Below are 17,054 nucleotides of genomic sequence, written 5' to 3'. Positions count from 1 at the left end.
CTTTCTTCTTCCATGCCACCCAGACCCAGGCCGAGACCAAAAATCCTGATCGTGCTGCATCAGGAGACTTCGAGCCCCGGCCGCGTCGGCCATATGCTTCTGGAAGAAGGTTTCGATCTCGACATTCGCCGGCCGCCGCTTGGCGAAGAGCTTCCCTGCACTTTGGACGGCCACGCCGGGGCGGTGATCTTCGGCGGGCCGATGAGCGCCAACGACCAGGACGAGTTCGTCCGGCGTGAGACCGAGTGGCTCGAAATCCCGCTCAAGGAAAACCGGCCTTTTCTTGGGATCTGCCTCGGCGCGCAAATGCTCGCCAGGTATCTTGGCGGCAGGGTCGAGGGTCATGGCGAAGGACTGGTCGAGATCGGCTGGTATCCGCTGAAGGCGACCGACGCCGGCAAGAAACTGCTGCACTGGCCGGAGATGGTCTACCAATTCCACCGCGAGGGCTTTTCCCTGCCGAAGGACGCGACGCTGCTCGCCACGGCCGAAACCTATCCCAACCAGGCTTTTCGTTATGGCGAGAATGGCTGGGGCATTCAGTTTCATGGCGAGCTGACCAGGGTGATGATGCAGCGCTGGGTGGTGCGAGGCGCGCATCGCTTCGAGCTGCCCGGCGCGCAGCCCGGCCGCGATCATCTCGGCGGCCGGCTGATCTGGGACATGCACCTCAAGCGCTGGCTCGGCGAATTTTTGAGCCTGATCTTCGGCAAGCCGGCCGTCGGATAGATTTTGCCGCAATTGCAGAGGGAAGTCGCTGCACTCTTCTAGTCCGGCCGTCAAGTTGCTGCGCCGGCAATTAGTTCCTGCTATTCAAATGCCGCACCTGCCGCAGCGCAGGGAACAACCAAGCCCAGATACCGGCAACCGCGATGGCGCCGATGCCGCCGATCACCACCGCCGGCACGGTGCCGATCAGCGCCGCCATGGTGCCGGCGCGGAACTCGCCAACCTCGTTGGAAGCGCCGACGAAGACCTGGTTGACGGCGTTGACGCGGCCGCGCACCTCGTCCGGCGTCCAGAGCTGGATCAGCGTCTCGCGGATATAGACGCTGAACATGTCGGTGGCTCCGAGCATGGCGAGCGCCACGATCGACAGCCAGGTGATGGTCGAGACGCCGAACAGGACGGTGAAGGCGCCGAACAAGGCGACGAAACCGAGCATGATCTTGCCGGCATGGTCGCGAATCGGATGGCCGGCGAGCCAGACCGCCACGGCGATGGCGCCGATGCCAGGCGCCGAGCGCAGCAGGCCGAGGCCCCAGGGCCCAAGCTCCAGAATGTCGCGGGCATAGACCGGCAGCAGCGCCGAGGCGCCGGAGAGCAGCACCGCGAACAGGTCGAGCGAGATCGCGCCGAGCACGATCTTCTCGCCCCAGATGTAACGAAAGCCGGCAAACAGGGTCTGCATCGTCGGCTTGTCGGTGGCCGTCTGCTGCGCGGGCTTGGGGATGGTGAAGACGAGCAGCGCGGCGACAAGCATCAGGATCGCCGCAGTAGCGTAGGCGATCTCCGCCGAAAGGCCGTAGAGCAGGCCGCCGGCGACCGGGCCGACGATGGTTGCCGTCTGCCAGGCCGACGAATTCCAGGCAATGGCGTTGGCGAAATCCTGTGGCGGCACCAGATTGGCGACCAGCGAGGACGAGGCCGGCCCGTAGAAGGCGCGGGCGATGCCGAACATGGCGAGCACGACGAAGATCGGCAGCGGGCCGCCAAGGCCGCGCAGCGTCAGCAACAACAGAGTGAGCGCACAGCCGGCCTCGACGAACGACGCCAATGTCATGATCAGGCGGCGGCCGAAGCGGTCGGCGACGACGCCGGTGACAAGCACCAAGAGCAGCGACGGCAGGAACTGGACGATGCCGACGATGCCGAGGTCGAAGGGATTGCGCGTCAGGTCGTAGATCTGCCAGCCGACGGCGACGGAGACGATCTGGGTGGCGAAAGTGGTGAGGAAGCGCGCCGTCCAGTAGCTGAGATACGGCCGGTGCCGGAAGGCGGCGTAGCGCTGTTCAGGTGAAGTTGCTTCGGCGGTCATGATTCGAGGGCCCCGTTGTGACATCGGCCGGCGGGGCACTTCCACGGTGGGCGCTGTTCCGGCCGGAGACCCTTAGCCCAGTTCGCCTCGTCGCGCGCGCAAAAAATCGGCGCGGCATGAAGGATCTTCGGGATTGTCGTTCGCGGTGGAAAGAGGCTCAGTCTCCCAGCGCAGCGGAAATCGCTTGCAACCCGCCGCGCAATTCCGCCTCTTTCGGCCAGCCGAAGCCGACGCGGAAGAAGCGCTTCGGCATCTCGAACCAGTGGCCGGGGCCGACATAAGTGCCGTGTTCTTCCAGGAGCCGCAAGTAGAACCGGTCGAGGTCGAAATCCGCATCGACATTCAGCCGCGGGAAGCCGACCACACCGCCTTGCGGACGCACCCAGTCGACCAGCGGCTCGCCGTCGATCCAAGCCTGGACGATATCGCGGCGCTTGGCCATCTCCGGCAACAACGATGCAAGGAAGGCATCGCGCCGCTCGAGCATGAAGCGTGCGATCGCCTCGTCGATGACACTGCCGCAGATGCCGATCTGCTCCTTGGCGGCGAGGAACGTCTCTTGCAGAGCGTTGTCCTTGCTGACCAGCCAGCCGATCCGGATGCCCGGAATGCCAAATGCTTTCGAAAGGGAACAGACGCTGATCGCGCTTGGACTGAGCGATGCCGCGGAGGGCAGGCGCTCGCCATAGGACAGCTCGCGATAGGTTTCGTCGACCAGCAGCCGGCAGCGGCGGCTTTCGGCAAGCGCGACCAACGCGTCGAGATCGGCGCCGGTCATCATCGTGCCGGTCGGGTTGTGCGGGCAGGTGACGCTGATCAGCCTGGTGTTCGGCCGCACCGCCGCCGCGACGCGCGCGACATCCACGGCGAAGCCCTCGTCGAAGTCGAGATCGACATAGCTGATCGCGCAGCCGATCGCCTTGGGCGTCTCGATATTGGTGGCATAGTTCGGCCGCACGACGACGAGATGGTCATCGGCCGAAAGCAGCGAGGTGGCAATGATGAACAGCGCGCCGGCAGCGCCGGCGGTAACCAGCACGTCGTCCGGGGATAGCCCTTTGTCCTGCCCGGCGATCAGCGCGCGCAATTCCTTGTCGCCGCGATGCTCGCCGTAGAACAAGGTGAGGTCGGGCAGCGAGAGGCCGATATCGGCAAGCTTCTGGTCGGCGATCGAGCTTTCGGAGAGATTGAAGCGGATGCGGTCGTAGCCGTATTCCTCCGGCGCTTCCTTCTCGATCACCATCCTCGCATAGTTCATGGCTCACCCGAACCGCCTTCGTTGGTCTTATCCAAGCCAAAAGCAGGAAGCCTGCCAAGGCGGATTCCTTGGCAGGCTTCTTCAAACCGTTGGCACAGGGCCAAGATCGTTCAGGCGGGGGCCTTTACCTTCCTGGCCTTTGCCGGCTTCTCCGGCTCGGCTTCGGCCTTGCGGCCGAGGCCGATCGACTTGGCGAGCTCGGAGCGCGATGCCGCGTAGTTAGGCGCGACCATCGGGTAGTCTGCCGGCAGGCCCCATTTGGTCCGGTAGGCTTCCGGGCTCAGCCCGAAATGCACGCCGATATGACGCTTCAGCGATTTGAACTTCTTGCCGTCCTCGAGGCAGATGATGTAATCCGGCGTCACCGAGCGCCGGGGATTGACGGCAGGAACGGGCGGCGGTGCCGGCGGAGTCGGCGGCTGGTTCAGGGCGCCGATCGAGGAGGCGACACTGGCGATGAGCTCGCCCAGGCCCGAAGCAGGCAGCCGGTTCTTGGCGACATAGGCCGACACGATGTGGGCGGTGAGCTCGAGCAGGTCGACATCTTCCTTGGCTGCATTGGTTTCCTCGTCCACGTCAGTCCTCCTCTATGCCGCACGGCCACAAATCGGGATGTAAAATCAGCGCGCTGCCGCGCCCTTGGCGCGCCGAGGCAGGCGCATGTGCGGCAGGCCGGCGGATTCCTAGTCGGCAAACCTGCGCGGCGCAACGACAGGTCGTGCGACTACACGCTATTTTGAACGACTATACTGAAAAGTAAAAATATCAGACGATCAGCGCCTTATCGCGCCACAGTCGAAATCCGCCTTCGAAGGCACGTGTGTTGTCGCCGCGCCTGGATCTTTCAGGCAATTCATCGAGCTTGTCGACATTGCCGCCGCCGATGACCACATAGTCCGGCTGCAAGGCGGCGCGAAGCCTGTTTACGACATCGAAAACGTATCTGCGCCATTTTTTCTTGCCGTGCTTTTCCAGGCCGCGCTCGCCGACATAATCCTCGAAGCTGCCGCCCTTCTTGTAAGGAAGATGAGCAAGCTCCATCGGCTGCCCGACATTGTCGAGGATCATGGCGGCGCCCAGGCCGGTGCCGAGGCCGAGGAACAGCATACGGCCGCCGTCATAGCTGCCAATCGCCTGCAGGAGCGCGTCGTTGACGACTTTGACCGGCTTGCCGAAGGCGGCGGCGAAATCATAGCCGTTCCAGCCCTTGCCGAGATTGAAGGGGTCGAGCGAAGGCTTGTTGTCCCTGACCGGGCCAGGGTAGCCCATCGAAATGACGTCGTAATCCAGGCCCTCGGCCAGCTTCTTCACCGAAGCCACCATCTGCTCAGGTGTCAGGCCCGGCCCGGAATCGGTGCGGCGCATCTCGCCGCCGGCGCTGGTGAGAATTTTCACACGCGATCCGCCGACGTCGATGGTGAGGACGACCTGCCCGTCCTTCGTCGAAGCCCGTTTTGCTGCTTTCGCCATCCCGTCCCCCGAGAAGCTATTTCGTCGGATTGATCCAGCCATTGGGCGGGCCGAAGCCGTTCATGGCGTCGGCCGGCCCCCAGGTCTTCGGCGCGTAAATCGGAGGCGGCGTGGTGTCGCCAAGCACCGGTCCGACGATCCGCCACGCAAGCTCGGCCGCGTCCTGGCGCGTGAAGAGCTGGCCGTTGCCGTTCATCGCGTCGCCGATCAGCCGCTCATAGGGCGGCATATCGCCCTTGGTGTCGTCGAGCGCGGTCAGTTCCACCTGCTCGCCGATCATGTCGTCGCCGGCTACCTTGCGCTGGGCGCCGATCGAGATCGCCACCTGCGGATCGATACGGAAACGGACATAGTTGGCGTCGCCCGGCTTGATCGGATCGAAGACGTCGAGCGGCGGGCGCTTCAGCCGCACGATCACTTCGGTCGCATGCACCGGCATGTTCTTGCCGGCGCGGATGAAGAAGGGCACGTCCTGCCAGCGCCAGGTGTCGACGAAGAAGCGTACGGCGGCGAAGGTCTCGACCGGCGAGTTCGGCCGCACGCCCGGTTCGGCCAGATAGCCGTCGAACTGGCCGCGCACGACATCGTCCTTGGTCAAGGTGCGGATGGCGCGCAGCACCTGCACCTTCTCGTCGATCAAATCGTCGGCAGAGCGGCCGACCGGCGGCTCCATGGCGAGCAACAGCAGGATGTTGAGCAGATGGTTCTCGATGACGTCGCGGATGCAGCCGACGTCGTCATAGAACTTGCCGCGGCCTTCGATGCCGAAATCCTCGGCCATGGTTATCTGCACGCTCTCGACGAAGTTGCGGTTCCAGATCGGCTCGAGGAAGGCGTTGGCGAAACGGAAATAGAGCAGGTTCTGGATCGCTTCCTTGCCGAGATAGTGGTCGATGCGAAAGATCGACTGTTCGTTGAACACCAGATGCAACACGCGGTTCAGCCAGCGGGCCGACTGCAAATCGTGGCCGAAAGGCTTTTCGACCATCAATCTGGCGCCCCGCGCGGTGCCGGATTGTTCGAGGCCCTGGACGACGGTTTCGAACATGGTGGGCGGCACTGCCATGTAATGCAGCGGCCGCTGCGCCGAGCCGAGCGCTGCCTTCAATTTCTCGAATGTCGCCGGGTCGCGATAGTCGCCGCTGACATAGCGCAGCAGCGAGGCGAGCTTGGCGAACACCTTGTCGTCGACGCCGCCCAGCGCATTGAAGACGCCGTCGCGGGCGCGGTCCACCAGCTTGCCAAGATCCCAAGGATCGAAAGCGACGCCGATCACCGGCTCGCTCAGCGTCCCCTTGGCGACCATGTGATAGAGCGCCGGAAATATCTTCTTGTGCGCAAGATCGCCGGTCGCCCCGAAAAGCACCAGCGTGTCGGACCTCTCCTGGCTCATCCCGTCACTCCCGCCCTCACGCCTTCGGCTTTTCGACATGGCCGCCGAAAGCGTAACGCATGGCGGACAAGAGCTTGTCGGCGAAGGCGGATTCGCCTTGCGAGGAGAAGCGGTCGAACAGCGCCGAGGAGAGCACCGGCGCCGGAACGCCGGTATCGATCGCGGCCTTGAGCGTCCAGCGGCCTTCGCCGGAATCGGAGACGCGGCCGCCGAACTGGGCGAGCGACGGATCGTTCTTCAGCGCGCCGGCGGTGAGATCGAGCAGCCAGGAGCCGATGACGCTGCCATGGCGCCAGACTTCGGCCACGGCGGGCAGGTCGATGTCGAACTGATAGTATTGCGGGCTTTCGAGCGGGCTGGTTTCGGCGTCCGCCGTGCGGGCGCGCTTGCCGGCATTGGCCGATTTCAGGATGTTGATGCCCTCGGCGTAGGCCGCCATGACGCCGTATTCGATGCCGTTATGAACCATCTTGACGAAATGGCCGGCGCCGCTCGGCCCGCAATGCAGATAGCCGTAAGGCGCGGTTCCGGCGCCTTTCGGCGGATTGGAGCCCGGGTCGGCGCCCGGCGCCAGCGTGGCGAAGACCGAATCCAGGTGTTTCACGGCTTCGTCGGGGCCGCCGATCATCAGGCAGTAGCCGCGCTCCAGCCCCCAGACGCCGCCGCTGGTGCCGACATCGACGAAATTGATGCCCTTGGTCGCCAGCTTCGCCGCCTGGTCGACGGCGTCGTGATAATAGGAATTGCCGCCGTCGATGATGATATCGCCCGGCTCCATCAGCGCCGCAACCTGGTCGACGATCCTGCCGGTGATCGCCGCCGGCAGCATCAGCCAGGCACAGCGCGGCTTAGCGAGCTTGGCGACGAACTCCTCCAGCGAGGCGGCGCCGATGGCGCCGTCCTTTACCATGCCGGCGACGCTTGCCGAATTGATGTCGTAGACGACGCATTCGTGGCCGTCGCGCATCAGGCGCCGCACCATGTTGGCGCCCATCCTGCCCAGTCCCATCATTCCGATCTGCATGGTGTTATCCTAATAGCTTGAGGAAAGAACCTTACCGGCTATCCGAAGGATCGATGCCGACGGTGAAGTCGACATTCTCCCAACGGCTCGCTTCGGGCCAGAAAAATGTGAAGACGACCGTCGATCCCGGCTGCAGGCCGGCGACATCCAGGTCAACCAGGTGGACGCCGAAGGCGTTCTCCACCGTGTTGTCGTCGTGCACCGTCAGCCACTTGTCGCTACTCCAGTGAACCACGCCGCGCGCCGCAAGTTCCACGCGCAGGAGCTTGCCGGCGGGAAGCGAGCGGATCTTGTTGTTGAAGCGCCATGTCCTGAACGGCGACACGGTCTTGCGCTCGATGTAGCGCTCGACGCCCTGCGGCGGCATGTCGAAGACCTTGCCGTCGCGCAGCGAGCGCAGCAGCTTGATATGCTCGGCATGCGCCCAGACCAGCGGCATGGCGCTGCCCGATGGCGCGCCGAGCCGCAATTCGCGCTCCGGCAGGTCGGGTCTGTCCCACACCTGCTCCGGCAGCAGGCCGCCTGCACCGGCAGAGCGCTCGAAGGTTTCGAGCAGCTCGGCCGCTTTGCCGGGTCGCCCCGCGGCCAGCTCGTAATGCGCGCGCTCGCCGGCGAGCAGCGGCCAGGGCCGGCCCCGGCCGGTGCCGTCGAAGGGCGAGCCGTCCTCATGCTCGCCATAGCCGTCGCCGGAATAGCGGTACCAGAGCGGGCCTTGCGGCAACTCGCAGCGCAGAAGCGCGTCGATGGCTTTGACGGTGTTGACGATCCGCTTATCGTCGGCGGCTCTCAGCCCGAAGCGGACCAGCGCCAGCGCATCGGGACTTATGATGGCCTCGGCCGGCCGATGGCTATCGCCGGGCGGCCGGTTCTTGATCGGCACGAAACCGTCCTTCGGCGAAGCGGCGCCAGCACGGTCGGGCGGTGCGATGCGGACATAGTAGCCGTCGACGCCCTCCCTGGCGCAGAGTTCGGTGCCGGTGACATAGGTCCAGCGCTCGATCTGGTCGTTCCAGCAATCGGCCGTCTCGCGCAGATAGTTTGCCGGCTCTTTTTTGTCGCAAGCATCCAGCATGTCAGCCGCCGCAAGCAGCGCCGCGATCTCGACGGCGAGCGTGAACGGGCTGTAGCCGGCGTCCTCTTCCCAGCGGTCCTCGCCGGTGACCGGGCCGTTGCGCACCACATAGGAAGCCGCGCTTTCGATCATGGCTAGGAAGTCGTCGAGCTTCGCGCGCGGCAGATGACCCGCGCGGCGGAGCGCGTCGGCAAGCAGCAGCGGAAAGGCGCATTCGTCCATCTGAATGCCAGGCCAGTAGGGCGTGCCGCTCGCCCAGCAGTTCTGCGGCCAATGACCGTCCGGCTGTTGGTTCGAGCAGAGATAGGTGAGAATATCGAGCGCCTGCCAGGCGTCGCCGGCTGCAAGGAAGCCCCCCGCCGTTTCGACCAGGTCGCGCGGCCAGACCAGATGGTAGCCGCCCAGATCGTCGTCGCCCATGCTGAAGCCCCAGGGGATCGAAAGACTGGCGACTGCGGCTCCAGGCCTGGCGATCGACAGATGCGAGGCAAGGACGGCGGTACTGACGCGGTAGGTGTTCAAGCCGGAGGCGGCTTGCCTGTCGAGCGTCTCCAGGCCGGACTGGAAATTCCGCCAGCTGGCGGCATAGGTTTCGGCGGCCGCATCGAAACCGTCCTTCAGGCTGGCCAGCGCGGCCTCCGCCGCCTCTTCCGGCGAGGCGCCGAAGCCGAGCGCCAGCAATGCGGTGCCCTTGCCTGTCGAGAAGCCGATCTCGCCGGTCAGCGCCACATTGCCATCCTTCGCGCGCTCAGCGGCAGGATCGAGCGCGCCGCCGTTCCGCAGCTGCTGCCAGCCGTCCGAGAAACCGACATAGCCGGCCGAGCATGCGCCCCAGGGCCGCGAGGCGGCAAGCGCGAGCGAGACGCCGCGGCCTGACGCAAAGAGAACACGCTGCCCCTTGTGCTCGCCGACCCAGGCGGTGTTGCCCATGCCGCGATTGACGAGATGCGGCGCGAGCAGCGCGTAAACCTGGTAGTCCGAGGCTGAGCCTTTGAGCGCCGCGAATGTAATTTCCTGCAGCAGAACGGGCCGTTTCGAATCCGTAACAATGCGCTTTTCAATCCGATAGGAGCCATTGACCGCCGTGTTGACCAGGCGATAGCCGGGGACGCCGGCTTCGAATGGCTCGACAAGGTGGGCGGCATCGCGTTTCTCTTCCGAGAAATAGCCATCGGGACCGGTTATGATCAGCCCCAGGTCGCGCGTGCAGGCGCTGTCGAGGCGGGGATAATAGACCTCGTTCAATATGCCGTGACTGATGGTGAACCAAAGTGGGCTGTTCGCTGAAAGCCCTGTGCCGACGCCGCTCTTGGCGCTTGACGTCCAGCGCGCGGGAATTCCCGGGGCGCCCTGAGCAACGGTCGGCGTCACTGCCATCAATTGGCCTCCTGCGGCCGTTCCTAGACCAGGAGCCGGCGGCTTTTCAATCGCCGCACCCGAAGTTGATCGGGCTCGGGTCGCTTGACCCATCGTTGACAGCGGCGCCGTCAAGCGCTCACTATTTCTCGGGCAGGGAGGAACTGCGGAAAACAGGATCGAGGCCGCGCGGCGCGGCTTGGCTGTCGTTCCACGGCATTCATCAGGGCGAAAAGGGAGGAGACATGTCTGAGGTATCTCCCCAGCTAATCGATCGGCTGCTCGCAATCTCGCGGGCGCTCGCCGGCCATATCGATCCGGGCTCCGCGTTCCGCGCGACAGCGATCGAAATCGGCACGCTCATCCCGCACGACCATATCGATCTGGCGGTGTTGTCGCTCGATGGGCGCATGCATGCCTGCTACGAGGCCGGCTTCCATACCAGCTGGAGCGATCTGGCGCAGCATCCGGTCGAGGGCAGCCCGATCCGGCGCGTGCTGTGGGGCGACACGCCTTATCTTCTGACCGACAACGCGCTTCTCGACGACCGATTCCACTTCGAGGGAGCGTTCGACGGACCGATCTTCGCCGCCAAGCTGCGCAGCCGCATCATCGTGCCGCTGCGGGCACGCGGCAGCGTGATCGGCGCGCTCAACATCAGCCGGCACAAGGCCGGCTGCTACTCGCAAGAGGACGTCGAGGTCGCTCAGCAATGCGCCGACCTCATCGGGCCCTATATGTTCGCGCTGATCCAGACAGAGGAAGCGCGCCGCGCCATGCTCGCCGAAAGCGAGGCGCGCAACCGGGCGGAACTGCTGAGAGTCGGCGCCTCGCAACTGACCGAGGGCATGGAGCGCGAGCGGCGCCGCATGGCCATGGACCTGCACGACCAGACGCTCGCCGACCTGGCCCGCATAGCACGACAGGTTTCAGCTTTCCGCAGCCGGGGCGTGGCGCGGACGGCCCAGCTTGCCGATCTCGAGCAGGAGGTGGCGGGCTGCCTCGCGGAGCTGCGCCACATCGTCGACGACATGCGGCCGAGCGTCCTGGAACTGTTCGGGCTGCGCGACGCGGTCGAGGCACATCTCAACCGCAGCGTTGCCAGGGCCAAGCCGCCGATCGCGGTGCGCATCGCCGACACCAGCGACGGCAGCGCCGACGGCCTGTCGGAAACGCTTCGCACCGCGCTCTATCGCATCGTGCAGGAAGCCATCAACAATGCGGTCCGTCATGCCGCGCCAAGCCGCATCGAGGTGCAGCTGGCGTCGACGGCAACCACATTCAACGTGACCGTCACCGACGACGGGCATGGCTGCGGCGCGATCGATCCCGCCGCTCAAGGCGGCATCGGCCACATGCACACGCGAGCGGCCCTTGTCGGGGCGCGGCTGCGTTTCGAGCCGGCCGACCGCAAGGGCGGCACCAGGGTCGTGATCGAGATCGATCGCGAGTCCGCCGAGGCCGAGGCGGCGGCGTGCGGCACCGCGATAACCGAAGCTCAGCCGGTGGTGGAGGCAGTCTGATGCTGGTCATGATCGCCGAAAATGACGGGCTGCATCGCACCTTCGCGCGGCGGACCGTCGAGCAATTGTGGCCCGGCGATGTCGAGGTGATCGAAGCCGGCGACGGCGAGGACGCCATCAATCTTGCGGCGGAACGGCAGCCGCCGCATGTCGTGCTCGACTTGCAACTGCCCAAGGCGACCGGGATCGAGGTGGCGCGCGCCATCTGGAGCCAGCGCGCCGGCACGCATATCCTGTTCTGGTCGAACTTCGCCGACGAGGCCTATGTGCGCGGCGTGGCCCGCATCGTGCCGCCGGGATCGGTCTATGGCTATGTGCTGAAATCGGCGACGGAAGAAGGCATGCGCTCGGCGCTGCGCGGCGTGTTCCGCGAGGGGCATTGCATCATCGACCGCGAGATCCGCGGCATCCAGCACCGCGTCCAGGACCGGTTCGAGGGCATCACCGACGGCGAATATGAAAGCCTGATCGACATCGCGCTCGGCCTCACCGACCGAGCGATCGCGGCGCGGCGCGGCCTGTCGATCCGCGGCGCGCAGAGCCGCATCAAGCATGTCTACGAGAAGCTCGGAATAGTGCCGCCGGAGGAGGGTGCTGGCGAGGCGTCGGTGTTCAATTCGCGCACCCGCGCGATCTATCTGGCCATGGCCCGAGGCCTGATCAACATCGATGCGCTGCGGCGCGAGCAGGAGCAACTCGACGCCTGGCTCGCGCAGGCAACGCCGTTGCAGGAGCAGTAAGCCCCGCGATGGGCGAACAGGCTCAGCTTGAATGCTGATTGCTCTTGGCCCTCAGAACGATCGGCTCGGTCTCGATCAATCGAAGCGACCTGACCATATCAGCCGTCCGCGCCTTGTATTTGAGAAAGTGCGGCGCGGTCAGGGTGGGCGTGGTATGCGGAATGATCGACATAGCATTCGATGACGCGCACCGTTTCGGGCGAACCCTTTATCGAGACCGCGTGCAGGAACAACACGCCAGGCTCGTTCTGCACCGAGGCCTCGATCTCTTCGGCGAGCAAGGCCCTGAAGCTTTCGAGCTGGGATGCCTCGATCTCCAGTTCCGCAATCCGCACGATCGGCCTGCCGCATCTCTCTGCCATCCATGGTTCTCCTGTCTGCAGCCGTGGATGCCGGTGCCGACTGTGCAAAACCACAGTCGGTGCTGCGCTTAGACCGCTATCGCCCGGTCCGCGTCCCGACTAGCTTTTGTCCTACAAAAACAAAAATCCCGGGGAAGCGCTCATGCCGTTCGTCAGCATACGGATACTCGAGGGTCATTCGCAAAAGCGCAAGAACGAGATCTCTCGCCGGGTCACCGAGGCGATCAGCGAGGTCGCCGGACTGCCCATGGACGCGATCTGGGTGGTGATCGAGGACGTGCCGGGCAGCGACTGGTTCGTCGCCGGCAAGCCGGTGCGGGAACCCAAGAGCCCGTGATGTCGATCCCGGCGCGCGCCCGTCATTCTGGCTTTGATGACGTCGTCGGCAATGCGGCGATGGAGCGGCTCGCCACCGGCTACGGCTTCATCGAAGGTCCGGTGTGGCATCCCTATGAGAAATGGCTGGTCTTTTCCGATATTCCGCAAAGCCGCATGTACCGGCGCAGCGCTTCCGGCGAAATCGCGGCGTTCCGCGACCCGAGCCACATGGCCAACGGCAACACGCTCGACCGGCAGGGGCGGCTGGTGACCTGCGAGCACGCCAGCAGCCGCGTTACCCGCGCCGAGCCGGGCGGCACCACGACCGTTCTCGCCACGCATTACCAGGGCAAGCAACTCAACAGCCCGAACGACATTGTCGTTGCTACTGGAGGCTCGATCTATTTCACCGATCCGACCTACGGCCGAGCGGAATTCTACGGCGTGCCGAGGCCGCAGGAACTGTCCTACCAGGGTGTCTACCGGATCGACGGCGACGGGCTGACGTTGCTTGCCGACGATTTCGCGCAGCCCAACGGGCTCTGCTTCTCGCTCGATGAATCGCGGCTCTTCGTCAACGATACCACGCGTGGCCACATCCGTGTGTTCGGCGTCGAATCCAATGGTGACCTCAATGGCGGCGCCGTATGGGCTGTGACCGAGGGCGATGCGCCAGGCGCGCCGGATGGGATGAAGATCGACAGCCGCGGCAACCTCTATTGCACCGGCCCGGGCGGCATCCATGTCTTTGACGCGTCGGGCGATCTCCTCGGCGTCATCGCGACGCCGGAAGATTGTGCCAATTTCACCTTCGGCGACGAGGACCTGCGGAGCCTCTACATCGCCGCGTCGACGTCGCTCTACCGGCTGAGGGTACGGGTGCCGGGATTGAGGCTGTTTTGAGCGGGAACGTTCGCGCTCAGATCGGATGGGAGTGAAGCCGGCCCGCAGGGGCCGGTGGGAAGTGCAGCAGTCAACACATCTGGGAGGATAATGACATGAAGAAACTACTGGTCTTGAGCGCCTTTGCAGCCATGCTCGCCTCGGGCACCGCGCTTGCCGACACGAGCGGCAAGAAGATCGCCTTCTCCAACAACTACGCCGGCAATTCGTGGCGCCAGGCGATGCTCGACAGCTACGCCATCGTCACCAAGAAAGCGGTCGAGGACAAGGTGGTGGCGGCGGCGGATGTCTTCACCACCGCCGACAAGGAAGTGCCGACGCAAGCCGCGCAGGTGCAGAACCTGATCCTGCAGGGCTATGACGCCATTGTCATCAACGCCGCCTCGCCGGATGCGCTGAACGGCGCCATCAAGCAGGCCTGCGACGCCGGCATCGTGGTCGTTTCCTTCGACGGCATCGTGACCGAGCCTTGCGCCTACCGCGTCGTCGTCGACTTCAAGGACATGGGCAGGCAGGAAGTCGAGCAGATGGCCAAGTTCCAGCCGAAGGGCGGCAATTTGCTGGAAATCCGCGGGCTGGCAGGCACCTCGATCGACGATGCCATCCATGCCGGTATCCTCGAAGGCGTCGCCGCCCATCCCGAGTTCAAGATCGTCGGCTCCGTGACCGGCGACTGGGACCAGACCACGGCGCAGAAGGCGGTGGCGACCATCCTGCCGTCGCTGCCGGAGATCGTCGGCGTCGTCGACCAGGGCGGCGACGGCTACGGCGCCGCGCAAGCGTTCGCCGCCGCCGGCAAGCCGCGTCCGACCATCATCATGGGCAACCGTCAGGACGAGCTGAAGTGGTGGAAGGAGCAGAAGGACAAGGACGGCTACCAGACCTGGTCGGCCTCGATCGCGCCCGGCGTGTCGACGCTCGCCTTCTGGGTAGCGCAGCAGGTGCTCGACGGCCGCAAGGACGTGCCGCACGATCTGCTGGTGCCGTATCTCGCCTTCACCCAGGACAATTTCGAGGCCGCGCTGCCGAAGATCAAGGAAGGCGGCGTCGCTACCCACGAATACACCCAGGAAGACGCGATCGCGGCCATCAAGGCCAACATCAAGCAATAGCGGCGCGACATTGCCAGCCGCATCGCCGACCGGATATCGTTGAGGATGCTCCAGGCTATTGCAGACATCGTCAGGCTGGACGGCGCCGAAAAGCACTTCGGCGCCGTCCGCGCGCTCAACGGCGTCGACTTCCATGTCGGCGCCGGCGAATGCGTCGGGCTGGTCGGGCACAACGGCGCCGGCAAGTCGACGCTGATGCATATGGTTGCGGGCACGCTGCGGCCCGATGGCGGGCAGATCGCGGTGCGTGGCAACCAGGAAGCGAGCTATTCCGTGGCGCGCGCGCTCGAGCTCGGCATACGCTGCGTGTTCCAGGAGCTGTCGCTCTGCCCAAACCTCAGCGTCGCCGAGAACACGCGCATCAACCATCCCTCGCTCAGCGGGCTCGGCTGGCGGCGCAAGGCCGCCGATCTCATCCAGGCCAAGCTCGACGAGATCTTTCCCGACCACGGCATCGCGGCGGACGACATTGCCGGCGATCTGTCGATCGGACGCCGCCAGATGGTCGAGGTGGCGCGCGCCTTCACGCTGACCCGCGAGCCGCTGCATCTGGTCATCCTCGACGAGCCGACCTCGTCGCTCGATGCGCACACGGCCGGCCAGCTGCTTTCATTCGTGCGCCGCTTCGTCGCCGCGGGCGGCAGCTGCATCCTGATCTCCCATGTGCTGGGCGAGGTGCTGCAGAATGCCGACCGCATCGTGGTGATGCGCGACGGCAAGGTGGTCGCCGCCGACGCCGCAAGCGCGTTCGACCGGGACAAGCTGGTCGCCGCGATGGGCGGCGCCGGGGAACATCAGAAGGCCGCCGCCGAGACCCGCAAGGTCGCGGTTGGGGCTCTCAGGGTGCGGGCGCGCCCGGCGCGGCAGCAGGATGGCAAGGAGCTTGTCGCCCGGGCGGGCGAGATCATCGGCCTTGCCGGACTCGCGGGGCATGGCCAGACGGACCTGCTGCTCGCGATCTTCTCGGCCGCCTCGCGCGCCAGGGCCGGCATCGAAGTGACGGCGCCGGTGGCGCTGGTCGCCGGCGACCGCCAGGCGGACGGCATCTTCGCCCAATGGTCGATCGCCCAGAACATCGGCATCCGCTCGCTTCAGCGCCTGCGCGACGGCCTGCTGATCTCGCCGCAGCGCGAGGCGGAGCTGGCCGAATTCTGGAAGAAGAAGATCGGCATCCGCACGCCGGACATGAACAACAACATCTATTCGCTGTCGGGCGGCAATCAGCAGAAGGCGCTGTTTGCGCGCGCGCTCGGCTCCGATGCCGAGATCGTGCTGATGGACGATCCGATGCGCGGCGTCGACATCGGCACCAAGCTCGAAGTCTACGACCTCGTGCGCGAGGAGGCCGGAAAGGGCCGCACCTTCCTCTGGTACACGACCGAAACCGAAGAGCTCGACAATTGCGACCATGTCTATGTCTTCAAGAACGGCCGCATCGTCGCCAATCTTGGGCGCGACGAACTGACGGAGGAGAAGATCATCCAGTCCTCGTTCGGCGACACGGCCTGAGATGACGGCGATCGCTCCCGGCACGGTCCCCAAATCCTCGCGCGGCAGCGCGGCCCGCGCACGCACGCTGCGCAGCCTGCTGCCGGCGCTGTCGCTGGCGCTGGTGCTGATGGCCATCGCCTGGCTCAATCCGCGCGCCATCAGCTATTTCGGCTTCAATCTAATGCTGAACCTGGCGATCCCGATCGCGCTGGCGACGATCGCGCAGATGTTCGTCATCGCCGGCAATGAGCTCGATCTCTCGATCGGCACTTTCGTCGGCTTTGTCGGCTGCGTCACCGCCACCTGGCTCAGGGATGCGCCGTTCATCGGTGTCGCTGTGCTGCTCGGTTCAATCGGCGTCTACGCGCTGCTCGGCGCGCTGATCCATCTGCGCAACCTGCCCTCGATCGTGGTGACGCTCGGCATGAGCTTCGTCTGGCAGGGGCTGGCTATCCTCATCCTGCCGAAGCCGGGCGGCAAGGCTCCGGACTGGCTGCTGGCGATCATGTCTTTCAAGCCGCCCTATATCCCGTTCCCTATCCTGGCGGCATTGCTCATCGCGGCGATCGTGCATTTTGGCCTGATGCGCACTTCATATGGCGTCATCCTGCGCGGTTCCGGCGGCAATGCCGCGGCGCTCAGGCGCGCCGGCTGGTCGCTGCTCAAGACAAAGATCGTGCTCTTCGCGCTGACGGGCCTGTTCGGCGTGCTTTCCGGCATGGCGCTGATCGGCATCACCACTTCGGCCGACGCCAATATCGGCAACGGCTACACGCTGCTTTCGATTGCCGGCGTCATCCTTGGCGGCGGCGAGTTCGTCGGCGGCCGGGTGTCGCCGATCGGCGCGGTCATCGGCGCGCTGACGCTGGCTTTGGCCGCCTCGCCGCTCCTGACCTTCATGCACATCCCGCCCGATTGGCAAGTGGCCGCCAATGGCGCGATCCTGATCATCGTGCTGGCGGCCCGGGTGCTGATCAGCCGCAGGGAGAGGTGA

15 protein-coding genes and 1 pseudogene are annotated in these 17,054 nt (G+C 65.1%); 8 read left to right on the top strand and 8 right to left on the bottom strand.

Annotation, left to right across the window (positions count from 1 at the left end):
* Window positions 1–12 precede the first annotated feature (12 nt).
* The gene (locus EOD29_RS17525) at window positions 13–729 is read left to right on the top strand and encodes a glutamine amidotransferase (protein WP_127247323.1); all 717 of its coding nucleotides are present in this window, start codon (window positions 13–15) and stop codon (window positions 727–729) included.
* A gap of 70 nt (window positions 730–799) precedes the next feature.
* On the opposite strand, the gene EOD29_RS17520 is transcribed toward EOD29_RS17525, so the two are convergent.
* The 7 genes from EOD29_RS17520 to EOD29_RS17490 all read right to left on the bottom strand — a co-directional run bounded on the left by EOD29_RS17520 (window position 800) and on the right by EOD29_RS17490 (window position 9,632).
* Window positions 800–2,038 carry an MFS transporter gene (locus EOD29_RS17520; RefSeq protein WP_066998282.1) on the bottom strand — a complete coding sequence of 413 codons (1,239 nt, stop codon included), beginning with the start codon at window positions 2,036–2,038 and terminating at the stop codon, window positions 800–802.
* 157 nt (window positions 2,039–2,195) lie between these two features.
* Window positions 2,196–3,296 carry a pyridoxal phosphate-dependent aminotransferase gene (locus EOD29_RS17515; RefSeq protein ID WP_127247322.1) on the bottom strand — a complete coding sequence of 367 codons (1,101 nt, stop codon included), beginning with the start codon at window positions 3,294–3,296 and terminating at the stop codon, window positions 2,196–2,198.
* Between the two features lie 110 nt (window positions 3,297–3,406).
* Window positions 3,407–3,871 carry a MucR family transcriptional regulator gene (locus tag EOD29_RS17510; protein ID WP_127247321.1) on the bottom strand — a complete coding sequence of 155 codons (465 nt, stop codon included), beginning with the start codon at window positions 3,869–3,871 and terminating at the stop codon, window positions 3,407–3,409.
* A 190-nt stretch (window positions 3,872–4,061) separates the two neighbouring features.
* Window positions 4,062–4,766 carry an ROK family protein gene (locus tag EOD29_RS17505; protein ID WP_067323017.1) on the bottom strand — a complete coding sequence of 235 codons (705 nt, stop codon included), beginning with the start codon at window positions 4,764–4,766 and terminating at the stop codon, window positions 4,062–4,064.
* Between the two features lie 16 nt (window positions 4,767–4,782).
* Complete coding sequence (zwf, locus tag EOD29_RS17500) at window positions 4,783–6,159, bottom strand: glucose-6-phosphate dehydrogenase (protein ID WP_127241022.1); 1,377 nt, start codon at window positions 6,157–6,159, stop codon at window positions 4,783–4,785.
* A 16-nt stretch (window positions 6,160–6,175) separates the two neighbouring features.
* Entirely contained in the window at window positions 6,176–7,183 is a 1,008-nt protein-coding gene (gene gnd, locus EOD29_RS17495) for a phosphogluconate dehydrogenase (NAD(+)-dependent, decarboxylating) (protein ID WP_066998266.1), read from the bottom strand.
* Between the two features lie 31 nt (window positions 7,184–7,214).
* The gene (locus tag EOD29_RS17490) at window positions 7,215–9,632 is read right to left on the bottom strand and encodes a glucan 1,4-alpha-glucosidase (RefSeq protein ID WP_127247320.1); all 2,418 of its coding nucleotides are present in this window, start codon (window positions 9,630–9,632) and stop codon (window positions 7,215–7,217) included.
* A 224-nt stretch (window positions 9,633–9,856) separates the two neighbouring features.
* Here EOD29_RS17490 and EOD29_RS17485 point away from each other — a divergent pair, with 224 nt between their 5' ends.
* Together EOD29_RS17485 and EOD29_RS17480 are read left to right on the top strand one after the other, a co-directional pair.
* The gene (locus tag EOD29_RS17485; RefSeq protein WP_127247319.1) at window positions 9,857–11,134 is read left to right on the top strand and encodes a GAF domain-containing protein; all 1,278 of its coding nucleotides are present in this window, start codon (window positions 9,857–9,859) and stop codon (window positions 11,132–11,134) included.
* Entirely contained in the window at window positions 11,134–11,874 is a 741-nt protein-coding gene (locus EOD29_RS17480; protein WP_066998258.1) for a response regulator transcription factor, read from the top strand. Before EOD29_RS17485 ends, EOD29_RS17480 begins: the two co-directional genes overlap by 1 nt.
* 22 nt (window positions 11,875–11,896) lie before the next feature.
* On the opposite strand, the pseudogene EOD29_RS17475 reads toward EOD29_RS17480, so the two are convergent.
* Window positions 11,897–12,236: pseudogene (locus EOD29_RS17475) on the bottom strand (putative quinol monooxygenase).
* 142 nt (window positions 12,237–12,378) lie between these two features.
* Between EOD29_RS17475 and EOD29_RS17470 the strand changes: the two are divergent.
* From EOD29_RS17470 to EOD29_RS17450, 5 genes are all read left to right on the top strand, one after another.
* Window positions 12,379–12,573, top strand: a complete 195-nt coding sequence (locus EOD29_RS17470) for a 4-oxalocrotonate tautomerase family protein (protein ID WP_067323038.1) — start codon at window positions 12,379–12,381, stop codon at window positions 12,571–12,573.
* On the top strand, window positions 12,573–13,457 hold the full coding sequence (locus EOD29_RS17465; protein WP_127247318.1) for an SMP-30/gluconolactonase/LRE family protein: 885 nt from the start codon (window positions 12,573–12,575) through the stop codon (window positions 13,455–13,457). Before EOD29_RS17470 ends, EOD29_RS17465 begins: the two co-directional genes overlap by 1 nt.
* Before the next feature lie 95 nt (window positions 13,458–13,552).
* A complete protein-coding gene (locus tag EOD29_RS17460; RefSeq protein WP_066998252.1) occupies window positions 13,553–14,569 on the top strand; it encodes an ABC transporter substrate-binding protein in 1,017 nt (338 codons plus the stop codon).
* 45 nt (window positions 14,570–14,614) lie between these two features.
* Window positions 14,615–16,078 (top strand): sugar ABC transporter ATP-binding protein, encoded by a 1,464-nt coding sequence (locus EOD29_RS17455; RefSeq protein WP_067323041.1) that lies wholly within the window; start codon window positions 14,615–14,617, stop codon window positions 16,076–16,078.
* Between the two features lies 1 nt (window position 16,079).
* Entirely contained in the window at window positions 16,080–17,054 is a 975-nt protein-coding gene (locus EOD29_RS17450; protein WP_127247317.1) for an ABC transporter permease, read from the top strand.

The sequence above is a fragment of the Mesorhizobium sp. M1A.T.Ca.IN.004.03.1.1 genome, from assembly GCF_003997555.1.
Classification (GTDB): domain Bacteria; phylum Pseudomonadota; class Alphaproteobacteria; order Rhizobiales; family Rhizobiaceae; genus Mesorhizobium.
The sequence above is the reverse complement of the archived record's forward strand: the minus strand, read 5'-3'. Positions and strand labels throughout refer to the sequence as shown.

Bases quoted from the DNA above. Each gene is read 5' to 3' on its own strand.
- EOD29_RS17490 (WP_127247320.1), bottom strand. From the start codon at position 9,632: ATGGCAGTGACGCCGACCGTTGCTCAGGGCGCCCCGGGAATTCCCGCG.
- EOD29_RS17485 (WP_127247319.1), top strand. From the start codon at position 9,857: ATGTCTGAGGTATCTCCCCAGCTAATCGATCGGCTGCTCGCAATCTCG.
- EOD29_RS17480 (WP_066998258.1), top strand. From the start codon at position 11,134: ATGCTGGTCATGATCGCCGAAAATGACGGGCTGCATCGCACCTTCGCG.
- EOD29_RS17525 (WP_127247323.1), top strand. From the start codon at position 13: ATGCCACCCAGACCCAGGCCGAGACCAAAAATCCTGATCGTGCTGCAT.
- EOD29_RS17460 (WP_066998252.1), top strand. From the start codon at position 13,553: ATGAAGAAACTACTGGTCTTGAGCGCCTTTGCAGCCATGCTCGCCTCG.
- EOD29_RS17520 (WP_066998282.1), bottom strand. From the start codon at position 2,038: ATGACCGCCGAAGCAACTTCACCTGAACAGCGCTACGCCGCCTTCCGG.
- EOD29_RS17515 (WP_127247322.1), bottom strand. From the start codon at position 3,296: ATGAACTATGCGAGGATGGTGATCGAGAAGGAAGCGCCGGAGGAATAC.
- gnd (WP_066998266.1), bottom strand. From the start codon at position 7,183: ATGCAGATCGGAATGATGGGACTGGGCAGGATGGGCGCCAACATGGTG.
- zwf (WP_127241022.1), bottom strand. From the start codon at position 6,159: ATGAGCCAGGAGAGGTCCGACACGCTGGTGCTTTTCGGGGCGACCGGC.
- EOD29_RS17450 (WP_127247317.1), top strand. From the start codon at position 16,080: ATGACGGCGATCGCTCCCGGCACGGTCCCCAAATCCTCGCGCGGCAGC.
- EOD29_RS17465 (WP_127247318.1), top strand. From the start codon at position 12,573: ATGTCGATCCCGGCGCGCGCCCGTCATTCTGGCTTTGATGACGTCGTC.
- EOD29_RS17470 (WP_067323038.1), top strand. From the start codon at position 12,379: ATGCCGTTCGTCAGCATACGGATACTCGAGGGTCATTCGCAAAAGCGC.
- EOD29_RS17505 (WP_067323017.1), bottom strand. From the start codon at position 4,766: ATGGCGAAAGCAGCAAAACGGGCTTCGACGAAGGACGGGCAGGTCGTC.
- EOD29_RS17455 (WP_067323041.1), top strand. From the start codon at position 14,615: ATGCTCCAGGCTATTGCAGACATCGTCAGGCTGGACGGCGCCGAAAAG.